A 17832-nucleotide genomic window follows, 5' to 3' on the forward strand; every position below is an offset into this window, starting at 1 on the left:
ACTTCCAACCGGCTGGCGGGGCAACGGTATTCGTGGTCATGGAAGGATCAGTGGGGCGGCGCATCGGAGTCAAGCAACAGATCGTCAACTCCGCCGGTGCGAAGTGGGCGTGGTGTTCGGCCACTTCCGTCCACATCGGAGTGTCGCATTGTGCGTTCCTCCAACGGATCCGGTGGCCGTTGGAGGATCAACCGCTGGTCGGAGCACTCCCGCGTGGGCCACGATCGCCGGATCGGAGCACTCGGCGAGAAGGTGGGGGCATGACGGGTCCGAAGGCCACCGAGGTCGAACAGCACGGCGTGGAGCGCATCCCCGACGAGGAGCGCACCGCCTCACCGGTGGACCTGTTCCGGTTGTGCTTCGGCGGCGCGAACACCTTCTCCACCGCGGTGCTCGGCGCGTTCCCGGTGCTGTTCGGCCTGTCGTTCTGGCAGGGCCTGGCGGCGACCGCGTGCGGATTGCTGGCCGGGGCGCTGGTGCTGTGCCCGATGGCGGTGTTCGGCCCGGTCAACGGGACCAACAACGCGGTGTCGTCCTCGGCGCACCTGGGCGTGCACGGCCGGGTCGTCGGGTCCTTCCTGTCGCTGCTGACGGCCGTGACGTTCTTCGCGATCTCGGTGTGGAGCTCCGGTGACGCGCTGGTCGGCGCGGCGAACCGGCTCGTCGGGATTCCGGAGGCCACGCCGTCGTTCGCGGTCGCCTACGCGGTGTTCGCCGTGCTGGTGCTGGTGGTCTGCCTCTACGGCTTCCGGTTGATGCTGCTGGTGAACAAGATCGCGGTGGTGGCGGCGACGCTGCTGTTCGTGGTCGGGCTGGTCGCCTTCGCCCCGTCCTTCGACCCCGCGTTCCCGGGAACCGGCGGCGGCGCGTTCTGGCCGTCGTTCGTCGGCTCGGCGCTGATCGTGCTGGCCAACCCGGTCTCCTTCGGCGCGTTCCTGGGCGACTGGTCGCGCTACATCCCGGCGGACACCCCGCGCGCGAGGGTCGTCTCCGCCGCGTTCCTCGCCCAGCTGGCCACGATCGTGCCGTTCCTGTTCGGCCTGGTCACGGCGACGGTCATCGCCACGCGGGCGCCGGAGTACCTGGGCGGTGCCGCGCCGAACTACGTCGGCGGGCTGCTGGCGGTCGCGCCGTGGTGGTACTTCGGCCCGCTGTGCCTGATCGCGCTGATCGGCGGCCTGTCGACCGGCACCACCGCGCTGTACGGGACGGGACTGGACTTCTCCAGCGTGTTCCCGCGCTTCTCCCGGTTCCAGGCCACGGCGCTGGTCGGCGCGCCCACCATCGCGCTGATCTTCGTCGGCCGCTTCGCGTTCAACGTGGTGCAGAGCATCTCGACCTTCGCGATGCTCATCGTCACCTGCACCGCGCCGTGGATGGTCGTCATGGTGCTGGGCTACCTGACCCGCCGCGGCTGGTACGACCCCGACGCCCTGCAGGTGTTCAACCGGCGGCAGCGCGGCGGCCGCTACTGGTTCGCGCACGGCTGGAACTGGCGCGGGCTGGCGGCCTGGCTGCTGTCGGCCGCCGTCGCGCTGCTGTTCGTCAACGTCCCCGGCCAGTTCGTCGGGCCGTTCGGCGACCTCGCGGGCGGTGTGGACATCAGCCTCCCGCTGTCGCTGCTGCTGTCCTCGGTCAGCTACCTCGCGCTGCTGCGCGCCTTCCCGGAACCGCGCGGCGTCTTCGGCCCCGACGGCCCGCGCTGGGTCCGGGCCGCGGACCGGGAAGTCCCGCCGATCAGCGAGCCCGCCCAGCGCCGCGCGCGCACCGGCTGAGAGCCTGTCTTCGGACTCGTTTTGGGTGGCGGCGCCGGGAGCGGAACCTCAGCGGCCGTCTCGACTGCGGAAGCCCCTCCTGATGTATGTCCAATACACGGCGTCGGGGCTGTCCTCGCGAGACGACCGCTGAGAACCCGCGGCGGTGCGGGCTGCGAGACCACTCACCGAAAGAGAAAGCGGCTCACGCCGCTTGCCATGCGGGTTCCGGGAGCAGGTTCGAAGACGGGCACTGAGGTGACCGCTCCGGCGGCCTCGCGCGCCACCGCCGAGGACCGCGGCCGTTCCCGGCCCGGCGGCCGCGCCCCGCCGCACGTGAGCCGGGCTCACGAGTTCACGACCCGCCGCCGGACGAGCCGGGGCGCAGGTCGCCGACCGGGAGCGCGTCGAGCAGGGATCCGGGGAGCGGGCGGTCGGCGAGGACCAGCCGGTCGTCGCGGTCGTGGCCGACCAGGTGCAGGCCCGCCTTCTCCGCCACCCGCCGGGAAGCGCCGTGGTCGGGTTGCATGCGGGCGACCACCGGGGTGTCGGGGTCGACGCGGCGGGCGAAGTCCGCTGCGCGGCGGGCGACGGCCGAGGCCCAGCCGCGTCCCCAGTGCTGCGGCGCGAAGCGGTAGTAGAGGTTGAACACCCGGTCGCGCCCTGCGTTCAGGTAGCGCACGCCGCCGAATCCGACCACGTCGGTGATATCCGGTTCGTCCGGGTTGATCAGGATCGTCCAGTATCCGATGTGGAACCGGCGCCAGTCGTCGAGCCAGTTCTCCAGCATCGCCGCGCCCTCGGCGCGTCCGCGCAGCGGGCCGCTCGGGTTGTAGCGGTTGGTGGCGGGATCCGAGTGCAGCGCGACGAGCGCGTCCAGGTCGTCGGGGCGGGGCGGGCGGACGGCGAAGCCGTCATCGGTGCGCATGGGGGCTTTGTAGCGCGCGATCCGCTGCGCGGCGAGCCCTTTTCACGACGACGCCGGCCCCGCCTGGTCGGCGGGACCGGCGCCGCGACCGGCGGGTCGCCAGTCAGTCGTCCTCCGGCTTGGCGTGGTCGGGCACGCCCGGGTTGGGGTCCCGGGACAGGTCGATCAGCGGGTGCAGCCCCGCGCCCTCCGGTGCTGCGTGGCTCGGACCGTCGTGCTCGCGCTCGCGCGCGGAGTCGTTGGCCGGGCGTTCGGTGCCCATCTCGTCCTCCTCGGGGTCGAGGTTCGTCCGTCCATAGTGGTGCTACCAGGATGCCTGTCGCCAAGCGCTTGTTCAGCACCGGGATGCGGCATGCGGTGGCAGCCCCCGGTAGCACGAACGGCGCAGTGGTGTTCGCGTATTTCCCGTCCGGTTCCGCCGACCCGGGGAATCCCCCGGTGTGCGTCCGGCGAGGACCGGTCGAGCACCTGTTCGAGGATCGCACGCCGCTGCGCGCTCGGACGGGTGCGAAGGCGTCCGCTCAGCGCGAACGGACGCGCTCGGCGCACAACCGGCCCCTTCCCGACCCGGAATTCACCGATCGTCACCTATTCAGCCCATTACCGACGGGTAAGGACGCGCGAGACGGCTTGTCGCAGCCACACCGGCCGGCAAGAAAGCGGGAACGCGCCAGGAAGCGTGAACATTTTTCAACGAGACGGCAATTTTCCAACCTTACACAGATGAGTGATGGTGGAATGTGGCTCCGGAGTTACCGTTGAGGTGCGGTGCATACCAATTGTGCGCCGTGCTCTCCGCTCTCTCCTGGAAGCGGAGGGCTGACAGAGGGGGCGACGACGTCAGGACCCGTGCTTTCGGGTCCCTGAGCGGTCGTTGGGACGGGAGTGATCCGAAATGGATCCTGTTGCTCGGTGTTCTGCCCTGACGTACGAGGAATTGTGCGCGGAGCTGCTCTTCGCCAACCAGGCCAGGAAAGCCGCGCTCAGCAGAGGGGAATGCGCGGAGGCGCGGGTCGCCGAGGCGGCCGCGAACGGGCTGCTCGACGAACTCGCCGCCCGGTTGCGCCGCGGCGGTGAGCCTTCCGCGGGCCGGGGATGTCGTGACTCCGGAGGCCGGGCACCCGGACGTTGGGTGCGGGGCGGGCGGGGTGCCGGGGTCGCCGGAACCGAACCGCTGCTGCGGCGCTGACCCCGTGCGGCTCCCGCCGTCGGCGGAAGGGTCCACTGTGCTCCCCGGTGGGGCCGAGCGCGGGCGTTCAGTCGTCGAAGGTGCGCAGCACCAGGCCGGGGTGCGGTCCGGCGCCGAACGCGGTCGACTTGCGCGGCAGCCGCAGCCCCGCCGCGAGGACACCGCGCAGGTCCTCCTGCCGCGGTGGGGCCAGCAACACCGCGACGCCGCCCTGTTCGCGGACGCGGCGCACCGCCCGGCTCGGACTGGGCTCGTAGTGGATCTCCTCCGGGACGTCCGGGACACCCCACAGCGCGCCGAGCAGCGCGTGGTGCAGGACGACCACGTGCAGGTTGTGCAGGCCGGCGGGAACGCAGCGCAGCGCATCGGCCAGCAGGCCCTCGTGGGGATCGGTGAGCAGGAACGCGCCCAGCTCGGTCACGGCCGCGAAAGCCACCGTGCGCCCGGCGGTCTGGCGCAGCGTCGGCAGCCATTCGGTGATGTCGCCGTGCAGGCGCGTGACGCGGAACGCCCGGGACGCGGCGTCCATTGCGGACCACGGGTCGACGAACGGCAGCACGCGGTGCACCGGTGAGATCCGGATCTGGCTGCGCCGGGTGTCCACCAGCAGCGCCTCGACGAAGTCCCACGGGCCGGGGCCGTCGCCCGCCGCGTGCAGCTCGCGCCGCAGCTGCCGGGCGGCCACCCACCGGTGGTGGCCGTCGGCGATGAGCGCGGGCACGCGGGCGAGTTCGTCGGCGATCTCGGCGTGCACGGCGGGCTGGGTGATCCGCCACAGCCGGTGGCGCTGCCCGTCGGAGCCGAGGACTTCGGCGATCGGCCGGTGCAGCGAGATGGCGTCGAGGTGCGCCGAGACGGTGCCCGTGCCGGGATAGCCGAGCAGCAGCGGGTCCAGGTTGAGCCGCCCGGTGCCCATCACGCGCGCGATCGCCGCGGCGCGTTCCGGGATGACGTCCTCGCGCGGGAGCAGGCGGCTGTCCAGGTGCACCGAGGCGAGGACGCCGCGCTGGGCCCCGTGCGGGCCGGTCTGCTCGTAGGCGTAGACGGCGGGGCGGTTCTCGCGGACCAACGTGCCGCTGCGCTGCCAGGAGCGCAGCACGTTCGCCGTCTCCTCGGCCACGCCGTCCCAGGAGTCGCCGAGCTGACCCCACGGCGTCGCGTAGCGCCCCGCCAGATCGCGCAGCCGTTCCGGGGCCACTCGCCAGCCGCGGAACGGCTCGACGCGCACACCGGTGAGGACTTTTCCCGCGGTGCGACCGGTTTTCGGCACCCCAGTGGTCTCCTCGTCGTCGGCTCCTCCGCGCGGCCGTCCTGTCGCCGAACGTGCCGGCCTCCACGTTACCCCGCGCCGCGCGACCCTTTTCCGGCCAGTGCGGCCAGGATCTCGTCGCACCAGTCGAGCATCGCCTGTTCGGTGCGGATTCCGCCGCGCAGCACCAGGTGCTGGTGCAGCGACCGGCCGGACAGCGGTGCCGGGTCCGGGAAATCGCGCTGCTCGATCCGGCGGTAGAGGGCCAGTCGTTCGGCGTGCAGCCGGCGGTGCCGGGTGACCTCGGCGGTGACCGCGTCGACGTCGCCGAAGGAAGCGCCGCGGAGCTTGACCGACAGGGCGTTGCGCAGCGCGGGCGGGTCGACCGGTTCGCCGATCCAGCGCGCCAGCTCGTCGATCCCGGCGTCGCTGACCCGGTAGACCTTCTTGTCCGGGCGGCCTTCCTGGGCGACCTCGTCGGCGGTGACCCAGCCGTGCTCCACCATCCGCTTGAGGGTGCGGTAGATCTGCTGGTGGGTGGCCGCCCAGAAGTGGCCGATGGACTTGTCGAACCGGCGCGCCAGCTCGTACCCGGACGCCGCGCGTTCCCGCAGCGACACCAGGATCGCGTGCTCCAACGACACTCGTGCTCCTCAGCTCGTGGTGACCACCCCGGCCAGGCGGGCCCCGATCAGGCGGGCGGCCTCGGTGACGATGCGGTCGACGAGCTCGGCCACGGTGGGGATGTCGTGGACCAGGCCCTGGACCATGCCGACGCTCCAGACACCGGCCTCGGTGTCGCCGAGCTCGTACACCTTCCGGCCGCGCGCGCCGGCGACCAGGTCGCGCACGTCGTCGAAGGTACCGCCGGCGTCCAGCCGCGCCACGACCGCCCGGCTCACCTCGTTGGACGCGACGCGGGCGGTGTTGCGCAGCGGTCGGAAGATCAGTTCGGTGTCGCGTTCCCCGGCCGCGACGATGCGTTCCTTGACCGACCGGTGCACCGGTGCCTCCTCGGTGCACAGGAAGCGGGTGCCCATGTTCACGCCGTCGGCGCCGAGCGCGAGCGCGGCGACCAGGCCCCGGGCGTCGGCGAACCCGCCGGAGGCGATGACCGGGATGCGCAGTTCGTCGGCGGCGCGCGGGATCAGCACCAGGCCGGGAACGTCGTCCTCGCCGGGATGTCCGGCGCACTCGAAACCGTCGATGCTCACCGCGTCCACGCCGAGTTCCTGGGCCTTGAGCGCGTGGCGGACGCTGGTGCACTTGTGCAGCACCTTGATCCCGGCGGGGCCGAACGCGGCGAGGTGTTCGGCCGGGTTCGAGCCCGCGGTCTCCACGATCGGCACGCCCGACTCGACGATGGCCTGCCGGTACTCGGCGTACGGGGGAGGCGTGATGGTGGGCAGGATGGTCAGGTTGACGCCGAACGGCCGGTCGGTCATCTCCCGGCAGCGGGCGATCTCCTTCACCAGCGCTTCCGGGGTGGGCTGGGTGAGCGCGGTGAGCATGCCCAGCGCGCCGGCGTTGGCCACGGCCGAGACCAGTTCGGCCCGCCCGACCCACTGCATCCCCCCTTGCACGAGGGGATGTCGGACGCCGAACTCCTCGGTGAACCTGGTGCGCAGCACGCTGCATCGCCTCCCTGTCGCGCGGTGGTGCCACCGGAACCTACTATGCACCGAGTTGCAATGCAACCAGTTGCATAGAAGGCCGACAGTCCAGTTCGGACGGTGGGTTTTCCCGACTGTCCGCTGTGGACCTCAGCGGTCGGCAGGCCGGTAGACGCGGAGGGCCTCGTCGCGGGCGGAGAACTCGAAGACGCTGCCGGTGACGCCGACCTCGCCGTCCCGGGCCAGCGCGACCGGATCGCCGCGCACCTCGATGAGCAGCCGGTCGCGCTCCTCCTGGACGTAGGTGCGGCTGTTGGACATCGCCCCGGTCAGCGCGGCGACGCAGAACCGGATCCGGGAGAACCGCAGATCCGCGCGCACGTAGCGGATGTCGAGCACGCCGTCGTCCAGTCGGGGCCGCCAGGTCGGGGCGAAACCCTTGGGCTGGTAGCCGCTGTTGCCCACGAACAGCAACCAGATCCGGCGGTCCAGCCCGTCGATGCGGACGTCGATCGGCTGGGCCCGGGCCAGCACGCGGACCAGCGCCGCCGCGGCGGCCGGCCACTTGCCCCACCGGTGCTGCCACTTCTCCCGCAGGCGCACCAGATCCGGGTACCCGCCGAGGCTCGCGGTGTTGACCAGCCAGCGCGGTGCGCCGCCGTCCACGCGGACCGTGCCGAGGTCCACGTGCACCGCCGATCCGGCGGCCAGTGCCCGGGCCGCGTCGTCCGCGGTCTCCACACCGACGTCCCGGGCGAAGTGGTTCAGCGTTCCCGCGGGCACCACGACCAGCGGGAGGTGCCGCGTGGCGGCCACGGCCGCCGCGGCGCCGACCGTGCCGTCACCGCCGGCGACGCCGAGCGCGCGGACCCGTTCCGGCTCGGCGTCGACCGCCTCGCGCAGCTGAGCGACGAGATCGCCGCCGTCGGCGGACAGGAAGGTGGCTTCGGGCCAGCGCTGCGCGAGCTCGGCCGCCGCGGCGTGGTCGTTGTTCCCGGAGGACGCGTTGACCAGCAACGCCAGCCCCTCGCCGCGCTCCAGCGCCGCCACGTTCTCGCTGGGGCGGGCGATCCCCGGGGTCACCGGCCGGACCGGCCACCAGCGCCGGGTGGCGAGACCGACGCCGGTGCCCACCAGCGCGCCGGTGGCGACGTCGCTCGGCCAGTGCACTCCGGTGTGCACCCGGGAATAGGCCACGGCCAGCGCCAGCGGAGCGAGCACCGCGCCCACGACCGGGGCCTCCATGCACACCGCCGTCGTGAACGCCGCGGCGGCGGCCGCGTGGCCGGACGGGAACGACGAGGACACCGGAGGGTCGATGAGGCGGCGGTGGCGCGGGACGAGTCCGGCGGCGGGTCTGCGGCGCGGTAGCAGCCGCTTGGTCACCAGGTTGGTCAGCGCGCTGGTGCCCGCGATCGCGGCGACGCCGCGCAGCGCGGCGCGGCGGGTCGGTCCCCTGCGGACGGCCAGTCCGGTGCCCACGGCGAACCACACCTTGCTGTGGTCGGCCAGTTGCGTCAGCGCTCGCAGCCAGTCGTCGGCCGGGGTGCGCGGCAACCGGGCGCTCCGGCGCACCAGATCCCGATCGAGCCGGTCCACCGTCCGCCGCACTTGCCGCAACCGCCGCAACATTCCGCACACGGTAGCCGTCGGCGGGGACCCGCCGGACCACGGCCGCCGAGCGCTCGGTTACCCTGGCTGATGGTGGTGGGGCTCACCGATCCGCCGGAGGCGGAGAAACCGCGGGTGACCGCCGACAGTCCCTACCGGACCCGGCAACGGGATCGAAGGTAGGGAGGCGTGTGTGACCACCGACATCGACACGACCGGGGTGACCGCTCGTCGCGCGGTGCGGCGCGAACGACTGCGCGCCCGGCTTCCGGTTCTCGGCGTCATCTCCGCGGGCGGTGGCCTGGGCGCGCTCGCCCGCTACGGCATCGCCGTGCTGCTCCCGAGCGAACCGGACCGGTTCCCGTGGGGGACGTTCACCACCAACGTGACCGGCTGCTTCCTCATCGGCGTCCTCATGGTGCTGATCACCGATGTGTGGTCCGCGCACCGGTTGCTGCGCCCGTTCCTCGGCGTCGGTCTCCTGGGCGGGTACACCACGTTCTCCACCTACGCCGTGGAGTTCCGGTCGCTGCTGCACCCCGGGGCGGTCGGCACCGCGTTCGCGTACCTGGCCGGGACACCGGTGGCCGCGCTGCTCGCGGTGTTCGCGGGAGTGGTGCTCACCCGCCGGGTCACCGGAGTGGTGCGTCGGAAGGAGGACTGACGTGAAGCGGACCACGCGCGCGCTGCGGCTGTCCCTCTTCCTCGGCGAGGACGACCTGTGGCACCACAAGCCGCTCTACCACGAGATCGTCCGGCGGGCCAAGGAAGCGGGGCTCGCCGGGGCCACCGTGCTGCGCGGCAGCGAGGGCTTCGGCGCCTCGTCGACGGTCCACACCGTGCGACTGCTCGACCTGGCCGAGAACCTGCCGGTCCTGGTGCTCATCGTGGACCGCGAGGACAAGATCCGCGCGTTCCTGCCGCAGCTCGACGAGCTGGTCGCCGAGGGTGCGGCGCTGCTCGACGAGGTCGAGGTCATCCGCTACACGAGGGACGAAACGTGACGGCCGTGCTCGTCTTCTGCGGAGCCGTGGTCGGTGCTCCGCTGCGCTACCTGATCGACCGCGCGGTGCAGCGCAGGCACGACAGCGCCTTCCCGTGGGGGACCTTCGCGGTCAACCTCGCCGGGTCGCTGGTCCTGGGCGGCCTGGCCGGTGCCGGGGTGGCCCTGCCCGCGCAGGACACGGCGCTGGCCGGCACCGGGCTGTGCGGGGCGCTGACCACCTACAGCACGTTCAGCTACGAGACGCTGCGGCTGGTCGAGGGCCGGGCGTACTTCTACGCCGCCGCCAACGTGGTGGTCACGGTGATCGCCGGGGTCGGAGCCGCGATGTTCGGCTACGCCACGGTGCACGCGCTGGTCTAGGCGCGACGAGCGTCACGTGCCGGGGGCGCGGTTCGGGGAATAATCTTCCATGGAAGACTCTTCCATTGGAAGCATGCGGACGTGCCGGTCCGGGAGCCGGGCAACCACGGCGCCGCATCGACCCGGGAGGAACCGCGCGATGCAGTTCGGAATCTTCACCGTCGGGGACGTCACGACCGACCCGACCACCGGCGAGACGCCGGACGACACCCAGCGCGTGCGGTCGATGCTGCGGATCGCGCAGCACGCCGACCAGGCCGGCCTGGACGTCTTCGCCACCGGCGAGCACCACAACCCGCCGTTCGTGCCGTCCTCGCCGACCACGATGCTCGGCTACCTGGCCGGGGTGACCCGCAATCTCGTGCTGTCCACCTCGACGACCCTGATCACCACCAACGACCCGGTCAAGATCGCCGAGGACTACGCCATGCTCCAGGTGATCAGCGACGGGCGGATGGACCTCATGATGGGCCGCGGCAACACCGGGCCGGTCTACCCGTGGTTCGGCTACGACATCCGCCAGGGCATCCCGCTGGCCATCGAGCACTACGCCCTGCTCCGGCGGCTCTGGGAGGAGGAGGTCGTGGACTGGGAAGGCCGGTTCCGCTCTCCGCTGCAGGGCTTCACCTCCACGCCGCGCCCGCTCGACGGGGTCCCGCCGTTCGTCTGGCACGGCTCGATCCGCAGTCCGGAGATCGCCGAACAGGCCGCCTACTACGGCGACGGCTTCTTCCACAACAACATCTTCTGGCCCATGTCCCACACGAAGCGGATGGTCGAGTACTACCGGCAGCGCTACGAGCACTACGGGCACGGCCGCGCCGACCAGGCGATCGTCGGCCTGGGCGGGCAGGTGTTCATGCGCCGCAACTCCCAGGACGCCTGGAACGAGTTCCGCCCCTACTTCGACAACGCCCCCGTCTACGGTCACGGGCCGACCATGGAGGACTTCACCACCACCACGCCGCTGACCGTCGGCAGCCCGCAGCAGGTCGTCGACCGCTACGCGAGCATGCGCGAGCACGTCGGCGACTACCAGCGGCAGCTGTTCCTGATCGACCACGCGGGACTGCCGCTGAAGACCGTGCTGGAGCAGATCGACATGCTGGCCGAGGACGTCGTTCCGGTGCTGCGCGAGGAGATGGAGGCCAAGCGCCCCGCCCACGTGCCCGCCGACCCGCCCAGCCACGCCGAGCGCGTCGCCCGCGCCCGCGCCGAGAAGGAGGAGGTCCGATGAACACGCGCCGCATCGTCGCCGTGTCGGCGGGACTGGGCAAACCCTCGTCGACCCGGATGCTCGCGGACCGGCTGTCGCAGGCGACCACCGACGCGCTGGCCGCCCGCGACCTCACCGCCGAGGTGCGGACCGTCGAGCTGCGCGAGGTCGCCCACGACGTCGTCGACACCATGCTCACCGGCTTCCCCGCCGGGCGGATGGGCGAGGTGCTCGACGAGGTCACCGGGGCCGACGGCCTGATCGCCGTCACGCCGCTGTTCACCACGACGTACTCGGGGCTGTTCAAGTCGTTCGTGGACGTCCTCGGCGACGAGTCGCTGACCGACGTGCCGGTGCTGCTCGGCGCGACCGGCGGCACGCCCCGGCACTCGCTGGCCCTGGAGTACTCGCTGCGCCCGCTGTTCACCTACCTGCACGCCGACGTGGTGACCACCTCGGTGTTCGCCGCCACCGACGACTGGGCGGGGGAGGGCGACCGGGTCAACCCGCTGCCCCGGCGCATCGAGCGCGCCGGGCGCGAGCTGGCCGAACTGGTCGCGGACCGCCGCGACACCGGCCGCCCCGACCCGTACGAGTCGGCCCCGTCCTTCGAGCAGCTGTTGCGGGAGGTTTAGCGCGGGTTTTGTAAGCGGCGTGAGCCGCTTTCTCTTTCGGTGAGTGGTCTCGCCGCTGGCGCCGCCGCGCAAAGCACTTCCGAAACACTCCCTAGTCCTGCGGCTGGTCGGCGTGGGCGGGCAGGACGCGCTCGGCCAGGACGTCCAGCAGCGCGAGGTCCTCGGCCTGCGGCCGGTGCCGGTCCGGCGTTCCGGGGTAGGTGTCCAGCAGGACGTCGCGGGCGCCGGCCTCCGCGAGCACGTCCAGGTCCCGGCGCAGCTGGTCGAGGGTTCCGGTCCCGGCGGGCCGGTCCTCGCCGTCGACGGGGGAGTCGGTGAGCAGCACCCGCACGCGCGGTGAGAAGTCGGGAACCGGTCTGCCCGCGGCTTCGGCGGCCTGCCGCAGGCCGGGCACGCCCTCGTCGCGGTACCAGGCGGCGGTGTGGCCGAGCGGGTGCCACGCCTGGCCGAACCGCACCGCACGGCGCCGGGCGGCGGCGCTGGCACCACCCACCCAGACCGGCGGGCGGCGCACCGGCAGCGGCCCGGTGGACACCTCGTCGAAGGAGACGTGCTCGCCGTGGAACGACAGCGTCTCCTGCTCCCAGGCCCGGGTGATGACCTCCAGGTACTCGTCGGTGATCGCCCCGCGCCGCTCGAAGGGCAGGCCGAGCGCCGCGTACTCGCTGCGCGGCCAGCTCACCCCGACCCCCAGGATCAGCCGTCCGCCGGAGAACCGGTCGATGTTGGCCGCCACGCGGGCGGTGTGCAGCGGATGCCGGTAGGGCACGACCGCGACCGTGGTGCCCAGCTCGATCCGCTCGGTCCGCCCGGCCAGCCAGGCCAACGTCGTGAACGGGTCGTAGAACGGCGCGGGGTAGTGCTCGGCGACGTCCGGGGTGACCGCGACGTGGTCGGAGACCATCGCGAATCCGAACCCGCCGTCCTCGGCGTACCGGGCCCAGCCCGCCAGCGCCTCCGGGTCGGTCCCGGCCCCGAAGTTGATGATGTTGACACCGAACCGCATGCGCGCCTCCCCGAGGTCCGCGGACGATTTTCCCGCCTCCCCAAGTCCGCGCTGGGCCGGTTTGTTCCCGGCCACGAACTTGCCCTGGTCAGGCGGGCGCGCGACAGTTGAGGCGACGGCCTCCCGGCTCGGGGGAGGGATGGACGATGTTCCCCTTCCGCCATCGGCGACGATCCAGCGGATCCGGCGAACCGCAGCGACGACGGCTGCGCGTGGAGATCCTGGACTGCGACCGCGAAACCTGCGGCTCCTGCGGGGCGCCCGCCGTCACCGTCACCTACGCCACCGAGCAGGACCAGCGGACGCCGACGGCCGTGGACCGCGTTTCGTACTGCGCGACGTGCGCGCACCTCGGCGGGCGCGACGCCTGACCCGACGCCTCGACCGGACCAGGTCCGTCCACTGTGGTCTTTGCGGCCGACCGCCCGTCGGCGCGCCCGCCTGCGGCTATCCTGGGGCCGTCGGTGGGTGATGGGAGTCTGCGATGCACGGGTACACCAAGGAGAAGGACAACTACCTCAAGCGGCTGGCGCGGATCGAAGGTCAGGTCCGCGGGTTGGCCCGGATGATCGACGAGGACAAGTACTGCATCGACGTGCTCACCCAGATCTCGGCGGTGACGCGCAGCCTGCAGTCGGTCTCCCTGAAGCTGCTGGACGAGCACCTCAAGCACTGCGTGGCCGAAGCCCTCGCCGAGGGCGGCCAGAACGCCGACGAGAAGGTCCGCGAAGCCAGCGACGCGATCGCCCGCCTGATCCGTTCCTGAGGGACGCCAGCTGGGAGGAAGGAGCAGCGGTGTCGGACCTGTCGGAATTCCAGCACCCGCGGTTCGCGCGGATGTACGAGCGGATCAGCGCCGAGGCCGACCAGCGCGGCACCGGCCGGCACCGGGAACGCGCCCTCGCCGGGCTGTCCGGCCGCGTGATCGAGATCGGCGCGGGCAACGGCTGGAACTTCCGGTACTACCCGAGCACGGTCACCGAGGTCGTCGCGGTGGAACCGGAGGACAGCCTGCGAGCCCGCGCCGAACAGGCCGCCGCCACCGCCCCGGTCCCGATCCGCGTCATCCCCGGCCACGCCGGAGCCCTCCCGTCCGCGGACGCCGAGTTCGACGCCGCGGTGTTCTCCCTCGTCCTGTGCTCGGTCCCGGACGTCGACGCGGCACTGGCCGAAGCCCGCCGCGCCGTCCGCCCAGGCGGCGAGGTGCGCCTGTTCGAACACGTCCGCTCGGCCACCCCGCTGATCGCCCGCTTCCAGGACGCGATCACCCCGCTCTGGTACCGCATCGCGGGCGGCTGCCGCCTCAACCGCGACACCACCGCAGCCCTGCACCGAGCGGGCTTCGACGTCGAGGTCCTGGAACGCTTCGCCTACGCGCCAACGCGATTCGCCCCGCCGCACGCCCACGTCCTCGCCCGAGCCCGCAGGCCGTAGTCCGAAGAGGACATCGCGCCCGCCGGCCCCGGCTCCCGACCTCCGCCGAACCGCACGAGTGCGCACGCTCAGCTCCGGCGATCTCGTCGCACTGTCGGTGACCTGCGAAAACCTCGAACGAAGGGGGGCGCTGATCGCCCGTCCGGCGGTGGGGTAAGCTGTAGGCACACCGCAAGTGGTGGGCCGGGACGTAGCGCAGCTTGGTAGCGCACTTGACTGGGGGTCAAGGGGTCGTGGGTTCGAATCCCGCCGTCCCGACGGTCGCAGCAGCCCGCTGGCCGAGCGCGTTAGCGCAGGTCAGCGGGCTGTTTTGTTGTGTGCTTGATCGACTTCGTCTCGGTGTTCTTGATCTTGGTTCGGGTCGTGGTGGAGCGAATCAGGAGCGTGGGTGTCGGGTTTTTGACCGGCCGTGCAAACGGGGTCGGGGTGTGGAGCCGGGCGTGGTGAAGGTTCGGTAACGATCGTCTGTTGCGGTGAACGGGCGTGTCGGGGGACGTGTCGGTTGGTGGACGTTCGTGGTCGTTGCGGCGGGGTTTGCTCGCTTCGCGGTTTCGGGAGTCTTGTGGGGCCGTTGGACGCTGCGATCAACGTCGCGGTGCGGATGGTGGTCCTGGTGGTGTCAGGACGACCGGTCGGGCGCGGTTCGCCGAATGTCGATCGTTCTGTGCGGCGCGGTCGGGGTGTATCGGCATCGCGGGGCGTCGGTGTGTGGGGACGTGTTGTCGGGGCGCTCGATCGATGAGGAGTCCACTGTGGATGGATAAGCGCGGTGAGGTGAAGCGTCTCGGATGGATCCTTCTGCGTTGGTCGTGGTGGTAGTCCGCCGTGCGTCACGGGCGGTGCGGGGTCATGGGCCCCGTGGACGATCTTTCCGTCCGGCTTGGTGAGCCGGATCTTGACGGCGTCCGGACCGACGACGAGTTCTGCTTTCACTTGGCCCCTGTGTGCTGGTGCCCCGTCCCCGGTGCAGCGGTCCGCCGTCACGCTGGAGATCGCGAGGCGCTCTAGCCGAGCGCGGGGCGCGTGTTCGGGCTTTGGCCTGTCGCGTTCTGATCGTGCTCGCCCCATCCTGCGCGACTCGAACGTGCGTGCGAACATGGGTGGGTAGGTGCCGACCGGGGAGGAGTTGTCGTGGCGGTGAAGATCGTGCACACGTGGCGTGTGCAGGAGGTGCGGTTCGGGGATCGGGGTGCCGCGGAGCGTTACGCCGCCCGGTACGGCGGGCTGCAGGCGTGGCGGGTGGTGCCCGTTCCGCGGACCGCGGTGTGGGGAGCCGGCGGGACCGTCGACCGCTGAGCGGGCCGCCCCTGGGGGCGGTCGGTCGGTGTTGTGCGCGGTCGTCGCCGCGCGCACGCTGCGAGGCGTGGTGGCCGGGGCGTTTGCGTTGCCCGCGTGGTTGGGGCGTGGGCCGATGTTGCCGACGCCCGGCGAGCCGCCGAAGGGTGGCGAGTGGGCGTTCGAGTTCAAGTGGGACGGCATGCGGGCCCTGGTGGTGGCCGGTGGTGGGGGCGTGCGCGTGCTCAGTCGCGCGGGCAACGACGTCACCAGCACATTCCCCGAAATCGCAGCCCTGGCAGAAGTGCTCGATGCGCACCAGGTCGTGCTGGACGGTGAGGTCGTGGCCTGGGATGCGTCCGGGCGTCCGGATTTCGGCCGGTTGCAGGCGCGGATGCACCGCGCGCGGCCCGATCCGGGGTTGGTGCGGCGGGTGCCGGTGGCGTTGTTGGTGTTCGACCTGTTGTGGGTCGACGGCGTCGAGGTGCTCGGTGAGCCGTATGTGCGTCGACGGGAACGGCTGCGCGAGCTGGCGGTGACCACGGTGGGCACGGTGCGGGTGCCGGAGCACCACATCGGCCTGACCGGAGACCGCATGCTGGCGATCGCCGCCGAGCACGACCTGGAGGGCATCGTCGCCAAACGGCTCGGCTCGCCGTATCGACCGGGGGTACGGTCCGCGGACTGGATCAAAACCGCGCTGCGCCACACCACCCACGTCGTGATCGGCGGGTGGGTCCCGGGTTCGGGCACCCACCGCCACGTCCTGGGCTCGCTGATCGTCGGCGTGTACGACGAGCGCGGAATGCTGCGGTGCGCCGGCCACGTCGGCACGGGCTTCAGCGAGAGCGACCGCGCGGTGTTCGGCGAGGCGCTCGACGAGCTCGCCCGCCCGACGAGCCCGTTCTCCGACGCCGTGCCCGCCGAGCTGGCCCGGTACGCCCGGTGGGTCGAGCCGGTCATCGTCGTCGAAGTCGAATACCGGCACTGGACCGGTGAGCGCCGACTCCGCCACCCGGCGTTTCGGCGCGTGTGCCCCGACGTTCCACCCGAGAACGCAGTCGGCCCATGACCACTGTGGACGTATCAGTGGTGAGTCGAGCAGGCCACGGGGCTGGCCCCACCAACCCGAGCCGGTGGGGCCAACCCGACTGTGAGAATGCTCGGACAGCCTCTGACAACTCCCTCATGATGGTCACCGCGTTGAGCCCGGTCATCGGCTACGACAAGGCATCCCGGATCGCACACCGAGCACTCGACGAAAACCTCACCCTCAAAGACGCCGCCATCAAATCCGGCGTCAGCGAAAAACTCTACGACGACGTCGTCGTCCCCGAGCAACTCGCCCACCCCGGCGCTGCACAACCTCACGCCGAAACATGACGAAGCTCTGTATTCGGTGCGTCCAAACGTGCGCGCACGGGTCCCGTCAACCTGCACAAGATCAGTCCATAAAGGACGGCGCTGTAGTGGACGTACCCTGCACCCACTCCGCCTGGCCGGGGCCGACCGCTCAGAGGACCTTCAGCAGTCCCTGTGCCAGAGGTGCGGCGGAGGCGGGGTTCTGCCCGGTGTGCAGGTTGCGGTCCACGACCGTGTAGGGCTTCCAGATCTCGCCGCGGGTGAAGTGCACACCCATGCCGACCAGTTCGTCCTCCAGTAGCCACCTGGCTTTGGCGGCCAGTCCCACGGCGTCCTCTTCGTCGTTGGTGTAGGCCGTGACCTGGTAGCCGGCGAAGGGTGAAACGCCCTTCCGCCGGGTGGCCAGCATGGCGGCAGGCGCGTGGCAGACGATGGCCAGGGGTTTGCCCGAGGCGAGGGCTGCGGTCAGCAGCCGGCCCGAGTCGGCGTTGGCCCACAGATCCTCCATCGGCCCGTGGCCACCGGGGTAGTATACGGCGTCGTAGTCTTCCAGGCGGGCGTCCGCCAGCTCGATCGGTCGGCGCAACTCCTCGGCGGATCGCAGGATTTCCTCCTGCTTCAATGCGATCTGCTCGCTGCCGGCCATTGCGGGGCGCAGGCTCATCACGTCCACGTGCGGTACTACGCCGCCGGGGGTGGCCACCACGATCTCATGGCCGGATCCGGTGAGCTCGCTGTAGGGGGCGGCGAATTCTTCGGCCCAGTAACCAGTCGGGTGCCTGGTGCCGTCCTTGAGCGTCCAATAGCTTGCTCCGGTTATCACGAACAAGATCTTGGCCATGGCAAAATCACCTCACCTCACGGTGCGATTGGTGTGCCTGAGCCCGACAGGGACGTAGGTCCCCCGAACCTGTAAACGACCTGCACAGGCCAGCGCTAGCGCCGACAGCGCGGGCGCCCAGCGTCATGACTCCCGGCCTTCGGTCCACGCGTAGCATGCGACGGCCCCGAGGGTGGGGACGAAATGCCCTGGGGAGCAAGGTGCTGCGGGTGAAGCGTAGGCCCTGTGGCACTTGGAGAAGGCGGCCACACCCCGGTCTGCAACTCGGTGGCGAGCGAGAGGGGAGAGCTGCTGCGTGAGTACCTGGATCTTCGAACCGGGACACACCGAGGCTGAGTTCCTCGTTCGCCACA

At 71.3% G+C, this 17832-nt stretch carries 21 protein-coding genes and 1 tRNA gene; 14 read left to right on the forward strand and 8 right to left on the reverse strand.

The annotated features are described in order from the left end of the window. The first annotated feature begins 260 nt into the window (after positions 1 to 260). Positions 261 to 1775 carry a purine-cytosine permease family protein gene (locus tag NV263_RS09950; protein WP_263252416.1) on the forward strand — a complete coding sequence of 505 codons (1515 nt, stop codon included), beginning with the start codon at positions 261 to 263 and terminating at the stop codon, positions 1773 to 1775. Positions 1776 to 2109: 334 nt separating this feature from the next. On the opposite strand, the gene NV263_RS09955 is transcribed toward NV263_RS09950, so the two are convergent. Together NV263_RS09955 and NV263_RS09960 are read right to left on the reverse strand one after the other, a co-directional pair. Next, positions 2110 to 2682, reverse strand: a complete 573-nt coding sequence (locus NV263_RS09955) for a GNAT family N-acetyltransferase (RefSeq protein ID WP_263252418.1) — start codon at positions 2680 to 2682, stop codon at positions 2110 to 2112. Positions 2683 to 2785: 103 nt separating this feature from the next. After that, positions 2786 to 2944, reverse strand: a complete 159-nt coding sequence (locus NV263_RS09960) for a hypothetical protein (protein WP_263252420.1) — start codon at positions 2942 to 2944, stop codon at positions 2786 to 2788. A 633-nt stretch (positions 2945 to 3577) separates the two neighbouring features. Between NV263_RS09960 and NV263_RS09965 the strand changes: the two genes are divergently transcribed. After that, positions 3578 to 3871, forward strand: a complete 294-nt coding sequence (locus NV263_RS09965; protein ID WP_263252421.1) for a hypothetical protein — start codon at positions 3578 to 3580, stop codon at positions 3869 to 3871. Between the two features lie 67 nt (positions 3872 to 3938). Here the strand turns inward: NV263_RS09965 and NV263_RS09970 are convergent, their stop codons facing one another. The 4 genes from NV263_RS09970 to NV263_RS09985 all read right to left on the reverse strand — a co-directional run bounded on the left by NV263_RS09970 (position 3939) and on the right by NV263_RS09985 (position 8365). Then, the gene (locus tag NV263_RS09970; protein WP_263252423.1) at positions 3939 to 5141 is read right to left on the reverse strand and encodes a DUF1015 domain-containing protein; all 1203 of its coding nucleotides are present in this window, start codon (positions 5139 to 5141) and stop codon (positions 3939 to 3941) included. A 68-nt stretch (positions 5142 to 5209) separates the two neighbouring features. After that, positions 5210 to 5764 carry a PadR family transcriptional regulator gene (locus NV263_RS09975; RefSeq protein ID WP_263252425.1) on the reverse strand — a complete coding sequence of 185 codons (555 nt, stop codon included), beginning with the start codon at positions 5762 to 5764 and terminating at the stop codon, positions 5210 to 5212. A 9-nt stretch (positions 5765 to 5773) separates the two neighbouring features. Then, positions 5774 to 6751, reverse strand: coding sequence for an NAD(P)H-dependent flavin oxidoreductase (locus NV263_RS09980; RefSeq protein WP_263252426.1), 978 nt, complete (start codon positions 6749 to 6751; stop codon positions 5774 to 5776). A 132-nt stretch (positions 6752 to 6883) separates the two neighbouring features. Further along, positions 6884 to 8365, reverse strand: a complete 1482-nt coding sequence (locus tag NV263_RS09985) for a bifunctional phosphatase PAP2/diacylglycerol kinase family protein (RefSeq protein ID WP_263252428.1) — start codon at positions 8363 to 8365, stop codon at positions 6884 to 6886. A gap of 172 nt (positions 8366 to 8537) precedes the next feature. Here NV263_RS09985 and crcB point away from each other — a divergent pair, with 172 nt between their 5' ends. The 5 genes from crcB to NV263_RS10010 all read left to right on the forward strand — a co-directional run bounded on the left by crcB (position 8538) and on the right by NV263_RS10010 (position 11561). Continuing rightward, the gene (gene crcB, locus NV263_RS09990) at positions 8538 to 9008 is read left to right on the forward strand and encodes a fluoride efflux transporter CrcB (protein ID WP_263252429.1); all 471 of its coding nucleotides are present in this window, start codon (positions 8538 to 8540) and stop codon (positions 9006 to 9008) included. Position 9009: 1 nt separating this feature from the next. Next, positions 9010 to 9348 carry a DUF190 domain-containing protein gene (locus NV263_RS09995; RefSeq protein ID WP_263252431.1) on the forward strand — a complete coding sequence of 113 codons (339 nt, stop codon included), beginning with the start codon at positions 9010 to 9012 and terminating at the stop codon, positions 9346 to 9348. Continuing rightward, entirely contained in the window at positions 9345 to 9710 is a 366-nt protein-coding gene (locus NV263_RS10000) for a fluoride efflux transporter FluC (RefSeq protein WP_263252432.1), read from the forward strand. Before NV263_RS09995 ends, NV263_RS10000 begins: the two co-directional genes overlap by 4 nt. A gap of 139 nt (positions 9711 to 9849) precedes the next feature. Further along, positions 9850 to 10947, forward strand: a complete 1098-nt coding sequence (locus NV263_RS10005; protein ID WP_263252434.1) for an LLM class flavin-dependent oxidoreductase — start codon at positions 9850 to 9852, stop codon at positions 10945 to 10947. Continuing rightward, complete coding sequence (locus NV263_RS10010) at positions 10944 to 11561, forward strand: FMN reductase (protein ID WP_263252435.1); 618 nt, start codon at positions 10944 to 10946, stop codon at positions 11559 to 11561. Before NV263_RS10005 ends, NV263_RS10010 begins: the two co-directional genes overlap by 4 nt. Positions 11562 to 11652: 91 nt before the next feature. On the opposite strand, the gene NV263_RS10015 is transcribed toward NV263_RS10010, so the two are convergent. Continuing rightward, on the reverse strand, positions 11653 to 12567 hold the full coding sequence (locus tag NV263_RS10015; protein WP_263252437.1) for a TIGR03619 family F420-dependent LLM class oxidoreductase: 915 nt from the start codon (positions 12565 to 12567) through the stop codon (positions 11653 to 11655). 146 nt (positions 12568 to 12713) lie between these two features. Here NV263_RS10015 and NV263_RS10020 point away from each other — a divergent pair, with 146 nt between their 5' ends. The 7 genes from NV263_RS10020 to NV263_RS10050 all read left to right on the forward strand — a co-directional run bounded on the left by NV263_RS10020 (position 12714) and on the right by NV263_RS10050 (position 16659). Then, positions 12714 to 12938, forward strand: a complete 225-nt coding sequence (locus NV263_RS10020) for a hypothetical protein (protein WP_263252438.1) — start codon at positions 12714 to 12716, stop codon at positions 12936 to 12938. 113 nt (positions 12939 to 13051) lie between these two features. Beyond that, the gene (locus NV263_RS10025; RefSeq protein ID WP_263252440.1) at positions 13052 to 13333 is read left to right on the forward strand and encodes a metal-sensitive transcriptional regulator; all 282 of its coding nucleotides are present in this window, start codon (positions 13052 to 13054) and stop codon (positions 13331 to 13333) included. 29 nt (positions 13334 to 13362) lie between these two features. Continuing rightward, positions 13363 to 14001: a class I SAM-dependent methyltransferase gene (locus NV263_RS10030; protein ID WP_263252442.1), complete on the forward strand. Its 639-nt coding sequence runs from the start codon at positions 13363 to 13365 to the stop codon at positions 13999 to 14001. A 184-nt stretch (positions 14002 to 14185) separates the two neighbouring features. Next, a tRNA-Pro gene (locus tag NV263_RS10035) sits at positions 14186 to 14259 on the forward strand. Between the two features lie 873 nt (positions 14260 to 15132). Further along, positions 15133 to 15297 carry a hypothetical protein gene (locus NV263_RS10040; protein WP_263252443.1) on the forward strand — a complete coding sequence of 55 codons (165 nt, stop codon included), beginning with the start codon at positions 15133 to 15135 and terminating at the stop codon, positions 15295 to 15297. 115 nt (positions 15298 to 15412) lie between these two features. Continuing rightward, positions 15413 to 16348, forward strand: coding sequence for a non-homologous end-joining DNA ligase (gene ligD / locus NV263_RS10045; RefSeq protein ID WP_263252445.1), 936 nt, complete (start codon positions 15413 to 15415; stop codon positions 16346 to 16348). 116 nt (positions 16349 to 16464) lie between these two features. Next, positions 16465 to 16659: a hypothetical protein gene (locus NV263_RS10050; RefSeq protein ID WP_263252446.1), complete on the forward strand. Its 195-nt coding sequence runs from the start codon at positions 16465 to 16467 to the stop codon at positions 16657 to 16659. Between the two features lie 130 nt (positions 16660 to 16789). On the opposite strand, the gene NV263_RS10055 is transcribed toward NV263_RS10050, so the two are convergent. Then, on the reverse strand, positions 16790 to 17479 hold the full coding sequence (locus NV263_RS10055) for a type 1 glutamine amidotransferase domain-containing protein (protein WP_263252449.1): 690 nt from the start codon (positions 17477 to 17479) through the stop codon (positions 16790 to 16792). Positions 17480 to 17832 lie beyond the last annotated feature (353 nt).

The organism is Saccharopolyspora rosea (genome assembly GCF_025643595.1).
In the GTDB taxonomy this organism is placed as follows: domain Bacteria; phylum Actinomycetota; class Actinomycetes; order Mycobacteriales; family Pseudonocardiaceae; genus Saccharopolyspora; species Saccharopolyspora rosea.

Bases quoted from the DNA above. Each gene is read 5' to 3' on its own strand.
- NV263_RS09950 (WP_263252416.1), top strand. From the start codon at position 261: ATGACGGGTCCGAAGGCCACCGAGGTCGAACAGCACGGCGTGGAGCGC.
- NV263_RS09955 (WP_263252418.1), bottom strand. From the start codon at position 2,682: ATGCGCACCGATGACGGCTTCGCCGTCCGCCCGCCCCGCCCCGACGAC.
- NV263_RS09960 (WP_263252420.1), bottom strand. From the start codon at position 2,944: ATGGGCACCGAACGCCCGGCCAACGACTCCGCGCGCGAGCGCGAGCAC.
- NV263_RS09965 (WP_263252421.1), top strand. From the start codon at position 3,578: ATGGATCCTGTTGCTCGGTGTTCTGCCCTGACGTACGAGGAATTGTGC.
- NV263_RS09985 (WP_263252428.1), bottom strand. From the start codon at position 8,365: ATGTTGCGGCGGTTGCGGCAAGTGCGGCGGACGGTGGACCGGCTCGAT.
- NV263_RS10005 (WP_263252434.1), top strand. From the start codon at position 9,850: ATGCAGTTCGGAATCTTCACCGTCGGGGACGTCACGACCGACCCGACC.
- NV263_RS10010 (WP_263252435.1), top strand. From the start codon at position 10,944: ATGAACACGCGCCGCATCGTCGCCGTGTCGGCGGGACTGGGCAAACCC.
- NV263_RS10015 (WP_263252437.1), bottom strand. From the start codon at position 12,567: ATGCGGTTCGGTGTCAACATCATCAACTTCGGGGCCGGGACCGACCCG.
- NV263_RS10020 (WP_263252438.1), top strand. From the start codon at position 12,714: ATGTTCCCCTTCCGCCATCGGCGACGATCCAGCGGATCCGGCGAACCG.
- NV263_RS10025 (WP_263252440.1), top strand. From the start codon at position 13,052: ATGCACGGGTACACCAAGGAGAAGGACAACTACCTCAAGCGGCTGGCG.
- ligD (WP_263252445.1), top strand. From the start codon at position 15,413: ATGTTGCCGACGCCCGGCGAGCCGCCGAAGGGTGGCGAGTGGGCGTTC.
- NV263_RS10050 (WP_263252446.1), top strand. From the start codon at position 16,465: ATGATGGTCACCGCGTTGAGCCCGGTCATCGGCTACGACAAGGCATCC.
- NV263_RS10055 (WP_263252449.1), bottom strand. From the start codon at position 17,479: ATGGCCAAGATCTTGTTCGTGATAACCGGAGCAAGCTATTGGACGCTC.